Source organism: Streptomyces sp. NBC_01233, assembly GCF_035989305.1.
Taxonomy (GTDB): domain Bacteria; phylum Actinomycetota; class Actinomycetes; order Streptomycetales; family Streptomycetaceae; genus Streptomyces.
The window spans coordinates 3,495,296-3,511,455 of record NZ_CP108514.1; the positions used below are offsets into that span (position 1 = coordinate 3,495,296).

The following is a 16,160-nucleotide window of genomic DNA, read 5'->3' on the forward strand; positions in this document are numbered from 1 at the left end:
TTGTCGCCGAGCGTAGCGGCACGAATACACACCGGTGTCGCGAATCCGGCAACCATGTCACACACCTCCGCCCCACCCCCGGGAGAGAGGGGGCAGGGCGGAGGCGTCGCTCGGCGCGGGGTGGGGGGAGATCAGCAGGCGCCGAGGTCCTTCCAGACACCCCATTCACCGGTGGTGCCCGGCGTCTCGTTCTGCGTCCACCACTGGGCCTTGTACTTGCGGCCGTTGTGGGAGACCTCGTTGCCGGCGGTGTAGACGGTGCCCGCGACGTACGCCGGGAGCGATCCGCAGCCGGTCGGAGGCTGCGTGGTCGGCGGGGTCGTGGTGGGCGGGGTGGTCGTCGGAGGCGTGGTGACCGGCGGCTGCGTGGCGCCGCCGAGCGCGTCCGAGATCTGGTTCAGCAGGGTGGTGTTGTTGTCCAGGCCGAGCAGGGAGTACATCATCGCGCCGGCCAGGCCGCGCTGCTTGCCGTAGTCGACCCGGGCCTGGATGGACTTCTGGTTCAGGCCGGTGAAGAACTCGCCGTCCTTGTAGAAGTACGAGGCCTTGGCCTGGTCGTCCCAGAAGGTGGTCGCCGGGTTGTCGACGAGGCCGCCGAGCTCCTTGTAGTTGGCGATGCCGGCCTGCTGGCTGGTGGGCCGGGCGCCCGAAGCGCCGGTGGCGGACTGGGCGAGGCCGTTGTTCGCCCCGGCGGGGACGCCCTTCCAGCCGCGGTAGTAGAACTCGTAGCCCAGGGTCAGCTTGTTGGCGGGGAAGCCGCCCGTGATGCCGTAGGACGGGTTGCCGTCGATCCAGGAGTCGATGGCGTTGTCGATGCTGTACTTCTGGGTGCCGGGGGCGATCACGTCGGTGGGGTCGCCGGCCGGGGAGTACAGCGGGGACTGGTGGTACGTCGGCCCGTCGCCGTCCCAGGCGCCGTGCATGTCGTACGTCATGATGTTCGCGTAGTCGAGGTACGCGCCGATCTTGTCCGTCTCGATGTACTTGATCTTGTCCTGGCCGGCCGGGAGGGCCGAGGTCAGGAGGTACTTCTTGCCGCCGTTGGCCGCGCCGTAGGCGTCGAGCTGGGTGCGGAACTCCTTGAGCAGGAGCGTGAAGTTCTGCTTGTCCTCGGGGGCGTAGTGGTTGCCGAGGTGGCCGCCCGACGAGCCCGGGTACTCCCAGTCGATGTCGATGCCGTCGAAGATCCCGGCCGCGGCGCCCTGGCCGCCGAATCCGCCCTCGACCGGCAGGTTGCCCTTGATGTACTGGTCGATGCAGGAGGACACGAGCTTCTTGCGGGAGGCGTCGGTCTTCGCCGCGTCGCTGAAGTACTTCGAGTAGGTCCAGCCGCCGAGCGAGATGTTGATCTTCAGGTGCGGGTACTTGGCCTTCAACTGCTTGAACTGGTTGAAGACGCCGACGATCGGCTGGTCCCACTTGTCGGCGACCCCGCTGACGCTGTCGGCCGCGCTGAAGGACTTCTGGTAGTCGGCGTACGAGTCGCCCGCGCCGTCACCGGCGTTGGGGTTGTTGTCGTCGCCCGCCGCCTTGTTCGCCTCGAAACAGGTGAGGTCGGTGGGGTGGATGTTGCCGAACGAGTAGTTGATGACGTCCAGCTTGCCCGCTATGCCGCGGGTGTCGAGGTGCTTGGGGTAGAAGGCGTTCCCGTACACGCTCCACTGGTCGTAGTAGGCGATGCGGACACCGCCCGCCGCGGCGGTGGTTCCGGCGCCGGCGGCCTGGGCCGTGCCGAGTCCCGCGAAGGAGGCAAGCGCTCCGGCTGCCAGCGCGGCCGTGGCGGCGGCTGCGATGAGGGGTTTACGGATGTGCATGAACTGCTCCGTGGGGGTGGGAGGAGAGAGCAAGAAGTTCAGGTGAGAGAAGTGATAGCGATCGCTCCGGCCCGGCGTCAATGGTTCGGACCAAAGAAGGACTAGACCACTTTCGCGCCATCTCCCCAAGTCAGAGACCTGAGCGCACATCAGAAACCGCTCGCCACCCCGGGTGACGAGCGGCTTAAGGCTGCCTTCAGACATCCCCCCGCAAGGTTTCGTCAACAAACCAGCCAAACCCCGTTTGCACGCGGTCAGTCGGCCGTCGACGCCTGCACGGGCATGTCGTACGCATCTGCGACGAGCTCGTACGAGCGCAACCGGGCCGCCCCGCCGTGGGCGTTGGCGGTCAGCATCAGCTCGTCCGCGCCCGTCCGCTTCGCGAGGTCGTCCAGTCCGGTGCGGACCTCGTCGGGGGTGCCGTGGACGATGTTCGCGAGCCAGCCGTTCACGAACTCCCGCTCCCCCGGGGAGAAGGGGTACGCCGCCGCCTCCTGCGGCGTCGGAACCAGTCCGGGCCGCCCGGTGCGCAGCCGCAGCATCGACAGTGCGCCCGTGAGCACCTGGGCGCGGGCCTCCGCGTCGCTGTCGGCGGCCAGCGCCGAGACCCCGATGACGGCGTACGGGGCGTCCAGGACGGCCGAGGGGCGGAAGCTCTGCCGGTAGAGGTCGAGCGCGGGCAGGGTGCCGGCCGCCGAGAAGTGGTGGGCGTAGGCGAAGGGCAGGCCGAGCTCGCCGGCGAGCCGGGCGCTGAAGCCGGAGGAGCCGAGCAGCCACAGCGGCGGCCGCCCGGCGGGTCCCTGCACCGGGCCCGGTACGGCGTGCACGCGGGCGTACGGGTGCCCGTCCGGGAAGTCGTCGTCGAGGAAGCGGGTGAGCTCCACGAGCTGCCGCGGGAAGTCGTCCGCGGCCTCGTCGAGGCGCCCGGCCCCGCGCAGCGCGGCGGCGGTGCGCCCGTCGGTGCCCGGGGCCCGGCCGAGCCCGAGGTCGATCCGGCCCGGGGCGAGCGCCTCCAGGGTGCCGAACTGCTCGGCTATGGCGAGCGGGGCGTGGTTGGGCAGCATGACCCCGCCCGAACCGAGCCGGATGCGGGAGGTGTGCGCGGCGAGGTGGGCCAGGATCACGGCCGGCGAGGAGCTGGCGACGCCGGGCATGGAGTGGTGTTCGGCGACCCAGTGGCGGTGGTAGCCGCGGGACTCGGCGAGCCGGGAGATGGCCACGCTGGTGCGCAGGGACGCGTGGGCGGTGCTGCCGGCGCCGACGGTGACGAGGTCCAGGACCGAGAGCGGTACGGTTGCCGTGCCCTGCGCGGCGCCCCGGATGCTGCCGTTCCTGCCGTGCTGTCCATGTGCGCCACCGCTGTCACTCATCGTCGCTCCCGTCTCGTCGTGTCGCCCGTACGAAGAATTCGAACCGTGGACGGCGGCGTGGCATTCCCGGCGGACCGGGGCAGCGCGCGTGACCATGGCATATGCCAATGGAGTAGATCCAGGCGGGGAGACCTGATTGAGCCATCAATCTCCTCAACAGGCGCTCCACATGGGCCGCTTGATGGCTATCGTGGTAGGGCAAGCGGTAACAACCTGCTAGGGGGAAACCGTGGCGCTGAAGCCCGAGCCGACCGCGCCGTTCCACTCGGTGCAGTACGCACTACGCGTACTCGAAACGATCGCACGGCACACCGGCGGTGTGACCGACGTGCAGATCGCGCGTGAGACCGGCCTGCCCGCCGTCCATCTCGCTCCGATGCTGCTCATGCTGCGCCGGGAGGGATATGTCCTGCAGGTGTCCGACGGCGCCTACGCCATAGGGGACTCCCTCGTCCTGCTCGGCTCGGGCATCGACCGACAGCAAGCACTCACGGACAAGCTGCAGGAGACCCTGGACCGGCTCCGCGACTCCGTCGGCGCTGCCGTCTACATCAGCCGGTACGTGGACGGCGAGGTCAGGATCACACAGTTCGCGGACAGCCCGCGCACCCCGAAGGTGCACGAATGGGTCGACTTCCGCTCCGCCGCGCACGCCAGCGCGGTCGGCAAGTGCCTGCTCACACAGCTGGACCTGAACGGGCGGCGCGACCACCTGTCCCGGCACAAGATCGCCCGGCTCACGTCGAAGACGATCGTGAACGAGCGGATCCTCTTCTCCAAGCTGGACGCCCAGCCGGCCACCGTGCCGATGCTCGACCTGCAGGAATACGCCGTGGGCACGGTCTGCGCGGCGGTCCCGATCACCGCCGGGGCCTCGGTGGGCTGCCTGGCCCTGTCGATGCCGGTCGAGCACGCACACCGGCTGCGCGCCGCGGCGGACACCCTGAACCGGAAGGCCGCGCCGCTGCTGCTGTCGCTCACGCTCTAGCGGCGGGGCGGGCGGGCGGTGCGCAGGCCGGAAAACACTTCGGGCGGTTCCCGGTGAACCGGAAACCGTCCGAAGGACAGGTGCGCCGCCAGGGACTCGAACCCCGGACCCGCTGATTAAGAGTCAGCTGCTCTAACCAACTGAGCTAGCGGCGCCTGCTGACAGAGAAAATACTACCTGGTCCTCAGGGGTGCTCAAAACCAATGGACCGGCCCTGGCCGCGGAGGTACGCGAGGACCGCCAGGACCCGTCGGTGGGTCTCCTCGGCGGGCAGCAGGTCGAGCTTTCCCAGGATGTTCCCGATGTGTTTGCCGACGGCCGCTTCGGAGACCACCAGATCGCGGGCGATGGCCCCGTTCGACTTCCCCGCGGTAGCGCAGCCCGGCCCAGGCGAGGAGGACGAGGGCGAGGAGGACGGGGAGGCCGGTGAGGGTGCTGCCGGCGAGGTAGCCTGCGGCTCGCCAGGGCAAGGCGGAGCGGAGGTAGCGGCCGCGGGCCAGGGCCTGCCAGGTGCTGCGCGGGGCGTCATCCATGCGTGCACGCTAGCCGCGGTCCGCCCGCGCGAACCATGGCCCCAGGGGGCGTCCACAGGTATCGCTGGCCCTACCCCACGGCCGAGCCGGCCCGGGCCCCGCTGCCCGGAACCCCGCGCCCGAGCCGGTCGGGCACCGCTGGCGTGGGTCCCGCTACGCGAAGCCGCGCGGCCGAGCCCGTGCAGGTACCGCTGGCGCGGAGCCGTGCCGCGGGCCGGGTGGGGGCCGCTGCGCGGAGCCTTCTCCCCGCCCCGCCCTTTCCCCGTTTCCCGGGCTCCGCCCGGACCTGGTCCTCGAACGCCGGACGGGCTGAAAGACCTGGGGCTCCGCCCCAGACCCCGCTCCTCAAACGCCGGAGGGGCTGAAATGCAGCCCCGCCGGGCTCGTCCCGGGGGTGGTGGCGGGCTTGTCAGCGGTTCAGGAGGTCGGTTCGGCCGTGGGATTCGTACCTGGCGAGGAGGGTGGCCACATCGGCCTCGGTCAGCAGGGCGTAGCCCCCCGCAGGGGACCGGTGCCAGACCGGGTCCGCGCAGCGGAAGGCGGCTCGGCGGAGGGAGACGCGGTGGATCTTGTTCGTGGCCCTGACCGGCATGGCCGGGAGGATGCGGACGTAGCGGGGGGACATCTTCGTGCCCAGGTCCGGCTGCGCGGAGAGGAAGGTCTCGAAGGAGGCCGGCGAGAACACCGCGCCCTCCCGGAGGGACACCGCGGCCATGACCTGGTCCCCCGCCACCTCGTCCGGGACGGCGTAGACCGCGACCGCCGCCGCGTCGGCCCAGCGGGCCAGGATGTTCTCGATCACCGCCGCGGCGAGGTTCTCGCTGTCGACCCGCAGCCGGTCGTCCGTACGGCCCGCGAAGTACAGGAAGCCCGCCGCGTCGCGGAAGAAGAGGTCTCCCGTCCAGTACCAGCCGTCCCGGGTACGGTCGGCCTCCGCTGCCGGGTTGTTCCAGTAGCCCTCGAACAGGCTGCGGCCCCGGTTGACGAGTTCGCCGATGGCCGCGGAGCCGTTCAGCAGGCGGCCGTCCCCGTCCAGTACCGCCGCCGGGCACTCCGCGCCCGTCTCCGGGTCGACCACCGCCAGGTCGTCCCCCGCGCCCGCCCGGCCCAGCGCGCCCGGCGGGGTGTCCGGGGTCCGCTGGACCGAGGCGCCGCCTTCGGTGGCGCCGTATCCCTCCACCAGCCGGACCCCGAACCGCTCGGCGAAGCGCGCCGCGTCCACCGCCCCGGCCTCGGTGCCGAAGCCGAGCCGCAGGCTGTGGGTGCGGTCGTCGGGGCGGGGCTCGGTGGCCAGGAGGTACTGGATGGCCCGGCCGACGTAGGTGAAGTAGGTGGCCCCGTACGCCCGTACGTCGTCCAGGAACGCGGAGGCCGAGAAGCGCCGGCGCAGCGCCACCGCGGCCCCGCCGACGAGCGCGGGGAGCCAGTCGGCGATGACGGCGTTGCCGTGGAAGAGCGGCATGCAGACGGAGTGGACGTCGTCCGGGGTGACGGAGAACTGGCGGGCCAGGGAGGCACCGGCCGCAGCCATCCGGCCTTGGGTGCAGATGGCCGCCTTGGGGGCGCCGGTGGAGCCGGAGGTGAAGTAGAGGAGGAGGCGGGAGTCGGGGGCGGGGGTGCTCAGGGCCGCCTCACCGGGTTTGGCCGCGGCGTAGGGCGCGAGCAGGGCCTCGTACTCCTCGGTTCCGGTGACCAGGATGCGTACGCCCGGCAGGTCCAGCCCGCGCAGCAGCGGCAGGTGGGCGCGCTCGGTGATCAGGATCCGGCAGTCGGTGTGCAGGAGGTCGCGCGCCAGCTCGGGGCCGCGCCGGGTGGGGTTGATCCCGGCGACGGCGGCCCCGGCCAGGGCCTCCGCGCCGAGCCAGAACGGGAACTCGGGGGTGTTGTCGAGCAGTACCCCGAGGTGCGGCTCGGCCCCCGGAGGCATGAGGTCGACGAGGAGCGCGGCGCGCGCGGCGGCCTCCTGGGCGGTCCGGTGGTGGGTGAGGACACCGCCTTCGTGTTTCAGCCCGGGCCGGTGGTCGCCCCATTGGCGCGCTATGAGCTCCGCGACGGTCTCGGGTGCAGTCGTCGTCCGCATGCCGCCGGAGGGTAGCTGACGATACGTCAGAATTGAATGTCGGAGCAGGCGTAGAAGGCCATCGGGGTGTCGTTGACGGTCCAGACGGCCAGGATCAGGTGTCGGCCGCTCTTGCCGCTCGGCATGGCTCCCTGGTGGACGGTGGTCATGGCGGGGCGGGCGCCGTTGTAGGCGACGGTGAGGAACGGCTGGGGTTCGAGGTCGGCGCGGGTGAGGGCCTTGGTGCCGGTCCAGCCGTTCTTGGTGACGTAGTACTTGAAGTCGGTGGTGGAGTGGTTGGCGGTGAACTGCCACCGGAAGGCGTAGCTCTGCCCGCTGGTCACCCTGGTGGTGGGCCAGGCGCCACCGCGCGGGTTGTCGAGCTCGGCGAACTGCGAGAGCCCGCCGGAACATATCTTGCCGTCGGCGGGGCCGGCGGCCGGGAAGCCCTTGAAGCCCTCGACGCTCTGCGGCTCCCACTGGATGGCGCCGCAGTCGGAGACGGTCTTGTTGGCGCAGAGCTTCTGGCGGCTGATGGGGGTGTCGGTGTAGCCGTGGCTGCTGGCGCTGGGGGCGCCCATGAGGGTGATTCCGGCGACGAGGCCGAGGCCGAGCGCGGCGACGCCGGCCCGTCCGGGCATGCGGACGTTACGCATGATGCTCCTTGAACGTGGGGGGAGTTCGACGAGAGCGCGCGCCTGGGTGTGCGTGTGCACCTGTGGGGATTTCAGGTCTAGACCAAGTCCCAGATTATTGACGAGAGTTGGCCATGTCCATACCAATGGGAGAACGGGTGGTCCGGTCGCTTCCGGCCACCCGTTCCCGTCGTCCCCGCCCCGTCGTCCGGAGCGTTGCTCGGAGCGCTACTCGGGGCGTCCCGTGTAGAAGGCGACCGTGAGGTCCTTCACCAGGGCCTTGCGCTCGTAGTCGTCGAGCTCGACCAGCCCGCGCGAGGTCAGGCGGTGGACGGTGTCGTCCACCGCGTCCACGACCGAAGTCAGCACGGTGTCCCGGTGCTTGGCGTCGATCGCCGCGACCCGGCGGCGGCGCATGGCCTCGGCGACCTCGGCCGCGTACTCGATCCGGGTCGGCTGGGCCGAGAACACCTCGATCCCGACGGCCTCGGTTTCGGCCGCCAGCATGCGGGTCAGCGCGTCGCCGACCGCCTCGGCGTCCCGAAGGGTCGGGGCGTCCTCGTGGAAGGCGTCGGCGGGGAGCTGGGAGAGCACGCGGGCCATGGCCGATTCGACCTGCTCGGCGAGGTACTCCGTGTGGTCCTCGACGGCGAGCGTGGCCCGGGCCGTGTCCTTGACCTGCCAGACGACCTGTACGACGACCTGCAGGGCGAGGCCGCCCGAGTCCACGGCGGGCATGGGGTCGCTGCGCCAGTGCCGCAGCCGTACGTCGACCCGGCGGCGCAGGAGGAGCGGGCTGACCCAGGTCAGGCCGGTCAGGCGGACGGTGCCGCGGTAGCGGCCGAAGAGGGTGAGCACCCAGGCGTGGCCGGTGCGGGCCCGGCCGAGACCGCCGAGCGCCACGAGGGCCACGATGCCGAGGAAGGCGAGCGGGGGCCAGTGGGCGGCGCGCAGGCCCTGGTAGGCGCGGGGGGTCGCCCCGAAGGCGGCCACGAAGGCGGCGGGAACGGCCCCGGCCCGCCAGAGCACGGCCGTGCATCCGGCGAGTGCGATGCCGCCGACCGCCACACCGACCCAGCCGGGCAGCACCGGGCCGCGGTGCTCCCGGAGCCGGTCGTCGCCGCGGGGGACCCGGCGGCCGGGGGCGGGCCGGGGGGCGGCCTGTGACCGGCCGGGCCGGGTGGCGGGCGCGGGCATCGGCTTCGGCTCGCCGCGGAAGGGGAGGTGCACCGGCACCTCGGTGACCGAGGTGCCGCGGCGGGGCGGGAGGCCGGGGAGGTCCCGGGCCTCGTCCCCCTCCAGGCCGCGCGCCACCGCCTGGGCGACGATCTCGGCGACGCCGGGCCCGGGCACGCCGGGCGGGTCCGCGGGTTCGGCGACCGGTTCGGGGCCGGGTCCGGGCTCGGGGTCGACGGTCCGCAGGCTCAGGGTGGCCACCCCGGCCTGGGCCTGGGCCTCCGCGTCCTGCGGGTGCGGGATCTCCGGGGCCGCGGTGGCGGCCACCGGCTCGGACTCGGACCGGGCCCGCGCCGCCGGCACCTCGCATCCGTGCGGGGGCACCGGTTCGTCGGCCTGCACCGAGCGGGCCACCGGGGCCGCGGCCCGGCCGAACGAGGTCGCGGCAGGGTCGCTCGCCCCGGCCTCCTCGCGCGGCGCGCCCACGGCGGCGGACGCCGGCGCCGGAGCAGCGAGCTCCGGCTCCGCGGCCCACGCCGGGTGCGAGCGGGGCGCGTCCGGTGCCGTACGGGAATCCGCGCACGGCGCGGCCACGGCCACGGCCGCCGCTGCGGCCGACCCGAACGAGCCCGAGGCCACGGCCTCCGCCGACCACGCCGGGTGCGCACTCGTCACGTCCGATGCCGTACGGGAACCCGGGCGGGCCCCGGGCTCTGACTCCGCCGCCCACGCCCGGTGCCCGCGCGGCGCCTCCGCTGCCGCATCGGAGCCCGGCCGCGGCGCGGCCACGGCAGAGCCGCGCGAGGCCGAAGCCTCGGGCTGCGCCGCCCACGCCGCGGGTGCAGACGCGGGCTGCGCGGCGCGGCCGGACCCGCTCGGGGCGACGTCGGCCCGCTCCGCGTGCGCGCGCCCCGAGAAGTCCGGGCCGGGGACGGACCCCGCCGGGCGTGCATGCGGCGCGGCCGCGGAAGCGAGTGCGCGCTCCGGCCCGGTCGCCCACCCCGGGTGCGAGCGCGGCCCTTCCGGTGCCCTACGGGAGTCCGGGCGGGACGCGGAGGGGGATGCCGACGTGCCGCGGCTGGGCCCGGTCTGGGCGACGGTGGCCGGATCCGGGTGCGGGTGCCCCGCGACCGAGGCCGTGCGAACGGGCGCCGGCTCCGGGGCCCGTGCCGGGCGGGCGTGCGGGCCGACCGTGGGAACGGGCGCCGGCTCCGCCGCCCGCGCCGGGTCCGTGCGGGACACGGACGCGGACGCGGACACGGGAGCAGACTGCGCAGCGTGGGCGGGGCCCCACGAGGCGACGCCGACGGGCGCCGGCTCCGCGGCCGCCCACGCCGGGTGCGCGCGCCCCGCGACCGATGCCGTACGGGAATTCGGGCCGGTGACGGGCTCCGCCGGGCGGGCGGGCGGCGCGGACGGTGCCGACGCGGAAGCGGCCGCGGGAGCGGAGGCAGGCGCGGGCTCCGCCGGCCACCCCGGGCGGGAGCGCGGCGCTTCCGGTGCCGTGCCGGAATCCTGGCGGGGCGCGGATCCGGGCGCGCGGTCGGGTGTCGGTGCGGACGGTGCCGCCCAGCCCGGTCCGGCCGGGGCGACGGCGGCGGGCTCCGGCTGCGTCGTCCACGCGGGGCGGACATCGGGCGCGGCCGGTGCCGACCGGGGGTCCGAGCGCGGCGCGGGCTCCGGCTCGGCCGCCCGCCCCGGGTGGGAGCGCGGCGCGGACGATGCGGTCGCGGGCGTCTGCGCGGCCCGGCCGTGCCCGGCCGGGGCGGCGGGCTCCGGTGCCGCCGTCCACGCCGGGTGGGCGTGTGGCGCGGCTGCCGTCGGCGGTACGCGGAGGGTGCCCGTCGTCGAGGTGGTGCGCGTGGGGAACATCGTTACCTCCGTCATGCGAACAGCCGGCGCCAGGTTTCCGGGCCCGGGTAGCCGTTGGCCGAGGCGCCGCGCCAGCCCTGCGCGCGCTGGAAGGCCTCGACGTTGCGGCGGTCGGCCTCACCCCAGCGGGGGCCGGGGCCGGACGTGTAGTACTTGCCGAAGCCCTTCTTGCGCAGCTGTCGGCCGAGGGCCTCGATGGCCGCGTGGGACTGGCCCGGGCGGAACACGGCGGCCCCGGGGAAGGCCCGTACTCCGCCCGGTCCCGGCGCCGCGCCCACCAACGGCGGGATGCCGGCGCCCTGCTTCTCGACGAGCAGGCGCCAGGTGTGCGCGCCGGGGATGCCGTCGGCGTCCGCGCCCGACCAGCCCTGTGCGCGCTGGAAGGCCTGGGTGGCCAGCTTGTCGTGGTCGCTCCACGTCCGGTCCGCCACCCCTTTGGGGTAGAAGCGGTACGCGCCGCGCTCGATCAGCATCCGGCCCAGTTGTTCCACGAAGTCGTTCGCGGCGCCCGGGGCGAACTTGTCCGCCCCCGGGAAGGCCTTGGCGTCGCCCGGCTTCGGGCCCGCCGCGGGCGGTTCGGGGACGGCGCCCGGGACCTCCGGAACGACCCCGCCCGTCACCCCGTTGAACCGGTACGGGACGTACTTGGCCGCGTTGGCCCAGTACCCGTAGGGCGTGGCCAGCTTCCGCGTGTTGGGGCGCGTCTGCTCGTAGGCGACGTAGTGGTTGCGCGTCTCGTCGACCCAGCCGCCGAAGATGACCACGTGCGAGCCGTTGTTGGGGTCCGCCGGGTTGTGGAAGAGCAGCATGTCCCCCGGCAGCAGATCATCCTTGGTGATCTTGGTGGCGAACTTGTCCAGGCTGCCGGTCCACTCGTTCGAGCCGAGGTTCCAGGCCATGGAGACGTAGCCCGAGCAGTCCTGCCGGTAGCCGTCCGTGAAGTACGTGGACATGCTGTACGGAACCTGCGCGTCCAGCCACAGCTTCGCCCGGTTGATGATCGTCGTGCGGTCGATCCGCTTCACGGCGCCGGGCTTGGCGGGGGCGCCGGGCCGCCCGACCGGGCCGCCCTGCGGGCCGTGCAGCGGGGTCCGGTCGCCCTGCGGGGAGCCGGGGTCGTCCAGGGCCACCGGACCGGTGGCCGGAGTGGTCACGGCCACCGCGGTGGCGCCGCCACCGCCGAGGACCACTCCCGCGGCGGTGGCCAGGACCAGCGCCCGCCGGGCCCCGCGGGCCGCGGGGTGCCCCCCGTCCCTCAGCGGTATGGCCCGCGCGCGGGCGAGGGAACGGCGGCGCTGGGCGCATCCCCGGCACACGCAGTCCCCCGCGGGCTCGTACTCCTCGAAAGCGGGCATCGGCATCTGCACATGCGTCGGAGGCTGCGTCGTCATGCGGATCCGTCCACTCCCCTGCTCGTCCCCTGCTCGTCCACTGGTCGGCCGGGCCCACATCTGATAAAGCATCAGATGTGCACGGCGCAGACATATCGTGCACGATAAACCCCTCAAACATGGGTTAATCTGACAAGGCGGGCGTGGCTGGTCACGAGCACCTGCGGAGGTGGGGTAGAGTTTTCCCTGTCAGCAAGCGCCGCTAGCTCAGTTGGTTAGAGCAGCTGACTCTTAATCAGCGGGTCCGGGGTTCGAGTCCCTGGCGGCGCACAGACGGAGGAAGCCCCTCGCAGCGAAAGCTGCGAGGGGCTTCTTCGTTTCCCCGCCGGCCACGGTCAGACCGTCGTGCCCGGGCGGGCTCCCACGCCCGTCAGGTAGGCGGAGACCACCACGTTCGCCGTGTACTCCTTGGCCGCCTTGTCGTAGGTGCCCCCGCAGGTCACGAGCCTCAGCTCCGCCCGGCCCCGGACCCGCGGGCCGTAGGCCTTGTGCGCGTCGAAGGCCGCGCGCTCGTAGACCCGTACGTCCTCGATCGTGAACTCGGCGACCGATCCGTCCGCCCGCACCACCCGCACCTTGTCACCCGGCTGCACCGTGCTCAGGCCGTAGAACACCGCCGGCTTGGAGCGGGTGTCCACGTGCCCCACCATCAGCGCCGTCCCGGCCGTCCCCGGCTGGACGCCCTTGCCCCACCAGCCCACCGTGCCCGGACTGTCGTACGGGGGCGGTTCGAGCGCGCCGTCCTTGTCCAGGCCCCGGGAGATCACCGGGGCCTGGATGCCTATGGAGGGCACGTCGACGCGCTGGGGCAGGGCCGCGGCGAGCGGGGCGTGCGCGGCCGGCAGTCCCAGGCCCACCGCCCCGCCGGCCGGGCCGGTGGGCGCGGCGGGCGCCACGGTGAGCTGGCGGCCCCACAGCCACAGGCCGAGCACCAGCACGGACCAGGCGGCGAAGGTCAGCAGCCGGCCGCCGGCGGAAGCCTTGACCTCACTCATCCGGCCCCCGCTCGTCCACCATCCGGCCCCCGCTCATGCACGGCCCGCCTCATCCACCGCTCACCTCACTCGCCGCTGCGGCGGCGGCGCAGGGCCAGCGCCCGGCCCGCGGCGGCCAGGGTGGCGACGGCGGCCAGGATCGCGCCGATCACCGTGTGCGGCAGGCTCGGGCCGTCGTCGTGGTCCTTCTTGGCCGCGGCGGCGACCGGCTCGGCCCCCTTCGCGAGCTCGGCGGACATGCCGCCGCCGCCCGCGTGGACGGGCCAGACCGGCGAGGCGTGGTGGGAGGGGTGGCGGTACGGGGAGATCTGGACGGAGCCGCTGACCTTGTCGCGGCCGTCGCACGTCACCCGGATGGAGTGCCAGCCGGGCGAGGCGTGCGAGCTGATCACCGCCTCGCCGTAGAGCAGGCTGCGGCCGCCGTCGCGGCCGTAGAGGTCGACGTCCGCGACGAAGACGGCGGACTTGGCCGACCCTCTGCTGCCGTCGCATCCGTTGACGCGCAGCTTGACCTGCGCTCCGGGGTGGGCCGGATCCGGGTCGACCGTGATGCTGCCGCGGCCACCGCGGTCCTCCTCGCCCGCGAGGGCGGCGGGCACGGTCACCGCGGAGAACGCCGCCAGGGCGACGGACACGGCGGCGGCACGGAGAGCGATCGGGACACTGCGCATGGTGAACCTCCTCGTCAAGGAGACTCACGCGCGGCGCGCCGCTCCGCATCCGGAACGGCGCCGTACGTGTCAGCCGTACGCCTCAAACGCGGTACGCCCTGTCGGCCGTACGCCGTACGCCTCAGACGAGGTCGACCAGATCCGCGATCGAATCGACGGTCTTGGTCGGGCGGTACGGGAACTTCTCGGTGTCCGCGATCGAGGTCAGGCCGGTGAGGACGAGGAAGGTCTGCATGCCCGCCTCCAGGCCGGCCAGCACGTCGGTGTCCATGCGGTCGCCGATCATCGCGCTGGTCTCCGAGTGCGCGCCGATGGCGTTCAGGCCGGTGCGCATCATCAGCGGGTTGGGCTTGCCGGCGAAGTACGGCTTCTTGCCGGTCGCCTTGGTGATCAGTGCGGCGACCGCGCCGGTGGCCGGGAGCGGGCCCTCGGTGGAGGGGCCGGTCTCGTCGGGGTTGGTGCAGATGAAGCGGGCGCCCGCGTTGATCAGGCGGACCGCCTTCGTCATCGCCTCGAAGCTGTACGTCCGGGTCTCGCCCAGGACCACGTAGTCGGGCTCGTGGTCGGTCAGGATGTAGCCGATGTCGTGCAGGGCGGTGGTCAGGCCCGCCTCGCCGATGACGTACGCCGTGCCGCCCGGGCGCTGGTCGTCGAGGAACTTCGCGGTGGCCAGCGCGGAGGTCCAGATGTTCTCGACGGGCACGTCCAGACCCATCCGGGACAGGCGGGCCTGGAGGTCGCGGGGGGTGTAGATGGAGTTGTTGGTCAGGACCAGGAAGGGCTTGCCGGACTCGCGCAGCCGCTTGATGAAGGCATCGGCGCCGGGGATCGGGGTGCCCTCGTGGATGAGGACCCCGTCCATGTCGGTGAGCCAGGATTCGATCGGCTTGCGCTCTGCCACTGGACTGTTCTCCGCTCTCGGTGGCCTGTGACGACTGACCTCTGACCGCTAGTCTGTACCACCCTATCGGGGCCGGGCCGTGGACGCTTCGGCCGTCCACAGCCCGGACCACGAGGGCCTGGATCAGCCCAGGCGGACGTTGTCGACGGTCCAGTACCAGTTGTTGTTCCCGCTGTAGCGGAAGCGGATCTGGACGTCGGTGGCGCCGGCCGGGACCTGCAGCGCGAGGGACTCGGCCTTGGCGACGGCGTCGGCGGTGTAGGACTTCACGACGGTCGGGGCACCGCCGTTGTAGGAGACCAGGACCTGGGCGGTCTGGCCGGCCTCCTGGCGGTAGTGCGTCTGGAAGGTCAGGTTGCGCGTGCTGCCGCCGGTGACCGCCCACTTGGGGGTGATCAGGGTGGAGTCGAAGGCGCCCGTGTGGCTCTTGTCGTCCCACTCGTCGGAGTCGGCGACGGCGAAGACGTCACGGGAGCGGACGTTCAGCTCGCGCCACTGGTCGCGCTGCGCCTGGCTCCAGAACTCGTCGGTCGCGAAGGCCCAGCCGGCCCACTCGGTGACGCCACCGGTGCCCATCTTGGAGTTGTCGACGGACCAGCCCGCGGGCGGGGTGTGCGTGAAGCCCTTCGCTCCCGCCGGGATGCCCGTCTCGTCCACGCGCGCCTGGAGGTTCGGGCGCAGGGTGTCGAAGGGGTCGTCGTCCGGGGCGTTCAGCGGGACTCCGTCGATGCCGGGGGCGTTCAGCGGGACTCCGTCGATGCCGGGGGCGGCGACGCCGACCTGGGCGAGCGCGGTCGCGGCCACGTCGACCAGCTTCACGTCGCCCCGGACCGAACCGGCCTGGATGCCCGCGCCCTTGGCGATGACGAAGGTGCCGCGCTCCTGGATGGTCGAGCCGCCGTGGCCACCGGAGTCGGTGTGGCCGTGGTCGGTGGTGACCAGGACCTTCCAGTTCTCCTGGGCGTACGTCGGGCGGTTCTGGACGGCGGTGAGCAGCTGGCCCACCAGCCCGTCCACGCGGGCGATGGTGTCGAGGTACTGCTGACTGGCGGCGCCGTAGGAGTGGCCGGCCGCGTCGATCTCGCCGAGGTAGACGAAGGCGGCGTCCGGGTTCTGGTCGCGCAGCTCGGCGGCGGCCGCGGCGGCGATCTTCGGGTCCTCGCCCCGGTAGCCGTCGCGGTCGCCCTTGAGGGAGAGGCGCTTGTCGATCTTGGCGGAGAAGATCGGGCCGTTCTGGTCGGTGGAGGTGATGGGCTCCCAGTCGGCGGCCGCGTACGTGTTGAGCGCCGGCTTGGCGTTCTCGATGCGGGTCAGGAAGTCCGGGTACGCGGTGTAGTTCTTGCCGGTGAAGGAGTTGTCCTTCACGCCGTGCTTGTCGGGCCAGACTCCGGTGGCGATGGTGGACCAGCCGGGGCCCGAGGAGGTGGCGGCCATCGGGTTCGCGTAGAGGGTGCTGCGGGCGGTGAGGCCCTGGGCCATCAGGCCCTGCAGGTTCGGCGCGTTGGCGGCCTTGACACGGTCCAGGACCGCGCCGTCGATGCCGATGACGAGGACCTTGCCGGTGCCGGCGGCGGCCGCGGCCTCGTCGGCGGTGGCGGCGTGCGCGCCGAGTGCGGTGGCGAGCAGGGCGGTGACGGTGGTGGCCACGGCGAGGGTGCGTCCGGCGGGGACAGCAGTGGGCACGAACTCCTCCGGGAGTGATCGTGGGAAGGCGCTGGGGACGTGCGCCGGGTCCGGACCGAAGGTGCGGGCCTC

General features: G+C 73.0%; 11 protein-coding genes, 2 tRNA genes and 1 pseudogene. 2 read left to right on the forward strand and 12 right to left on the reverse strand.

Annotation, left to right across the window (positions count from 1 at the left end):
- Positions 1 to 131 precede the first annotated feature (131 nt).
- Together OG332_RS16375 and OG332_RS16380 are read right to left on the reverse strand one after the other, a co-directional pair.
- Entirely contained in the window at positions 132 to 1,814 is a 1,683-nt protein-coding gene (locus OG332_RS16375; RefSeq protein WP_327414180.1) for a glycosyl hydrolase family 18 protein, read from the reverse strand.
- Between the two features lie 254 nt (positions 1,815 to 2,068).
- Complete coding sequence (locus OG332_RS16380) at positions 2,069 to 3,184, reverse strand: LLM class flavin-dependent oxidoreductase (RefSeq protein ID WP_327414181.1); 1,116 nt, start codon at positions 3,182 to 3,184, stop codon at positions 2,069 to 2,071.
- Positions 3,185 to 3,413: 229 nt separating this feature from the next.
- Here OG332_RS16380 and OG332_RS16385 point away from each other — a divergent pair, with 229 nt between their 5' ends.
- Positions 3,414 to 4,172: an IclR family transcriptional regulator gene (locus OG332_RS16385; RefSeq protein WP_030718073.1), complete on the forward strand. Its 759-nt coding sequence runs from the start codon at positions 3,414 to 3,416 to the stop codon at positions 4,170 to 4,172.
- A gap of 81 nt (positions 4,173 to 4,253) precedes the next feature.
- Here OG332_RS16385 and OG332_RS16390 read toward each other — a convergent pair.
- The 6 genes and pseudogenes from OG332_RS16390 to OG332_RS16415 all read right to left on the reverse strand — a co-directional run bounded on the left by OG332_RS16390 (position 4,254) and on the right by OG332_RS16415 (position 11,808).
- Positions 4,254 to 4,327 (reverse strand) — tRNA-Lys (locus OG332_RS16390).
- A 29-nt stretch (positions 4,328 to 4,356) separates the two neighbouring features.
- Positions 4,357 to 4,539, reverse strand: a pseudogene (locus OG332_RS16395) (LuxR C-terminal-related transcriptional regulator); the annotation flags it as partial.
- Positions 4,540 to 5,114: 575 nt separating this feature from the next.
- Positions 5,115 to 6,785 (reverse strand): AMP-binding protein, encoded by a 1,671-nt coding sequence (locus OG332_RS16400; protein WP_327414182.1) that lies wholly within the window; start codon positions 6,783 to 6,785, stop codon positions 5,115 to 5,117.
- A gap of 26 nt (positions 6,786 to 6,811) precedes the next feature.
- On the reverse strand, positions 6,812 to 7,405 hold the full coding sequence (locus OG332_RS16405) for a lytic polysaccharide monooxygenase auxiliary activity family 9 protein (RefSeq protein ID WP_327419247.1): 594 nt from the start codon (positions 7,403 to 7,405) through the stop codon (positions 6,812 to 6,814).
- A 222-nt stretch (positions 7,406 to 7,627) separates the two neighbouring features.
- Complete coding sequence (locus tag OG332_RS16410; protein WP_327414183.1) at positions 7,628 to 9,250, reverse strand: SPFH domain-containing protein; 1,623 nt, start codon at positions 9,248 to 9,250, stop codon at positions 7,628 to 7,630.
- 1,208 nt (positions 9,251 to 10,458) lie between these two features.
- Entirely contained in the window at positions 10,459 to 11,808 is a 1,350-nt protein-coding gene (locus OG332_RS16415; RefSeq protein WP_327419248.1) for a peptidoglycan-binding protein, read from the reverse strand.
- A gap of 226 nt (positions 11,809 to 12,034) precedes the next feature.
- Here OG332_RS16415 and OG332_RS16420 point away from each other — a divergent pair.
- Positions 12,035 to 12,108 (forward strand) — tRNA-Lys (locus tag OG332_RS16420).
- Between the two features lie 65 nt (positions 12,109 to 12,173).
- Here OG332_RS16420 and OG332_RS16425 read toward each other — a convergent pair.
- The 4 genes from OG332_RS16425 to OG332_RS16440 all read right to left on the reverse strand — a co-directional run bounded on the left by OG332_RS16425 (position 12,174) and on the right by OG332_RS16440 (position 16,088).
- Entirely contained in the window at positions 12,174 to 12,833 is a 660-nt protein-coding gene (locus OG332_RS16425) for a class F sortase (protein WP_327414184.1), read from the reverse strand.
- Between the two features lie 65 nt (positions 12,834 to 12,898).
- Positions 12,899 to 13,504, reverse strand: coding sequence for a hypothetical protein (locus OG332_RS16430; RefSeq protein WP_327414185.1), 606 nt, complete (start codon positions 13,502 to 13,504; stop codon positions 12,899 to 12,901).
- Positions 13,505 to 13,625: 121 nt separating this feature from the next.
- Positions 13,626 to 14,405, reverse strand: coding sequence for an HAD-IIA family hydrolase (locus tag OG332_RS16435; RefSeq protein ID WP_319732742.1), 780 nt, complete (start codon positions 14,403 to 14,405; stop codon positions 13,626 to 13,628).
- 123 nt (positions 14,406 to 14,528) lie between these two features.
- Positions 14,529 to 16,088 (reverse strand): alkaline phosphatase family protein, encoded by a 1,560-nt coding sequence (locus OG332_RS16440; RefSeq protein ID WP_327414186.1) that lies wholly within the window; start codon positions 16,086 to 16,088, stop codon positions 14,529 to 14,531.
- Positions 16,089 to 16,160 lie beyond the last annotated feature (72 nt).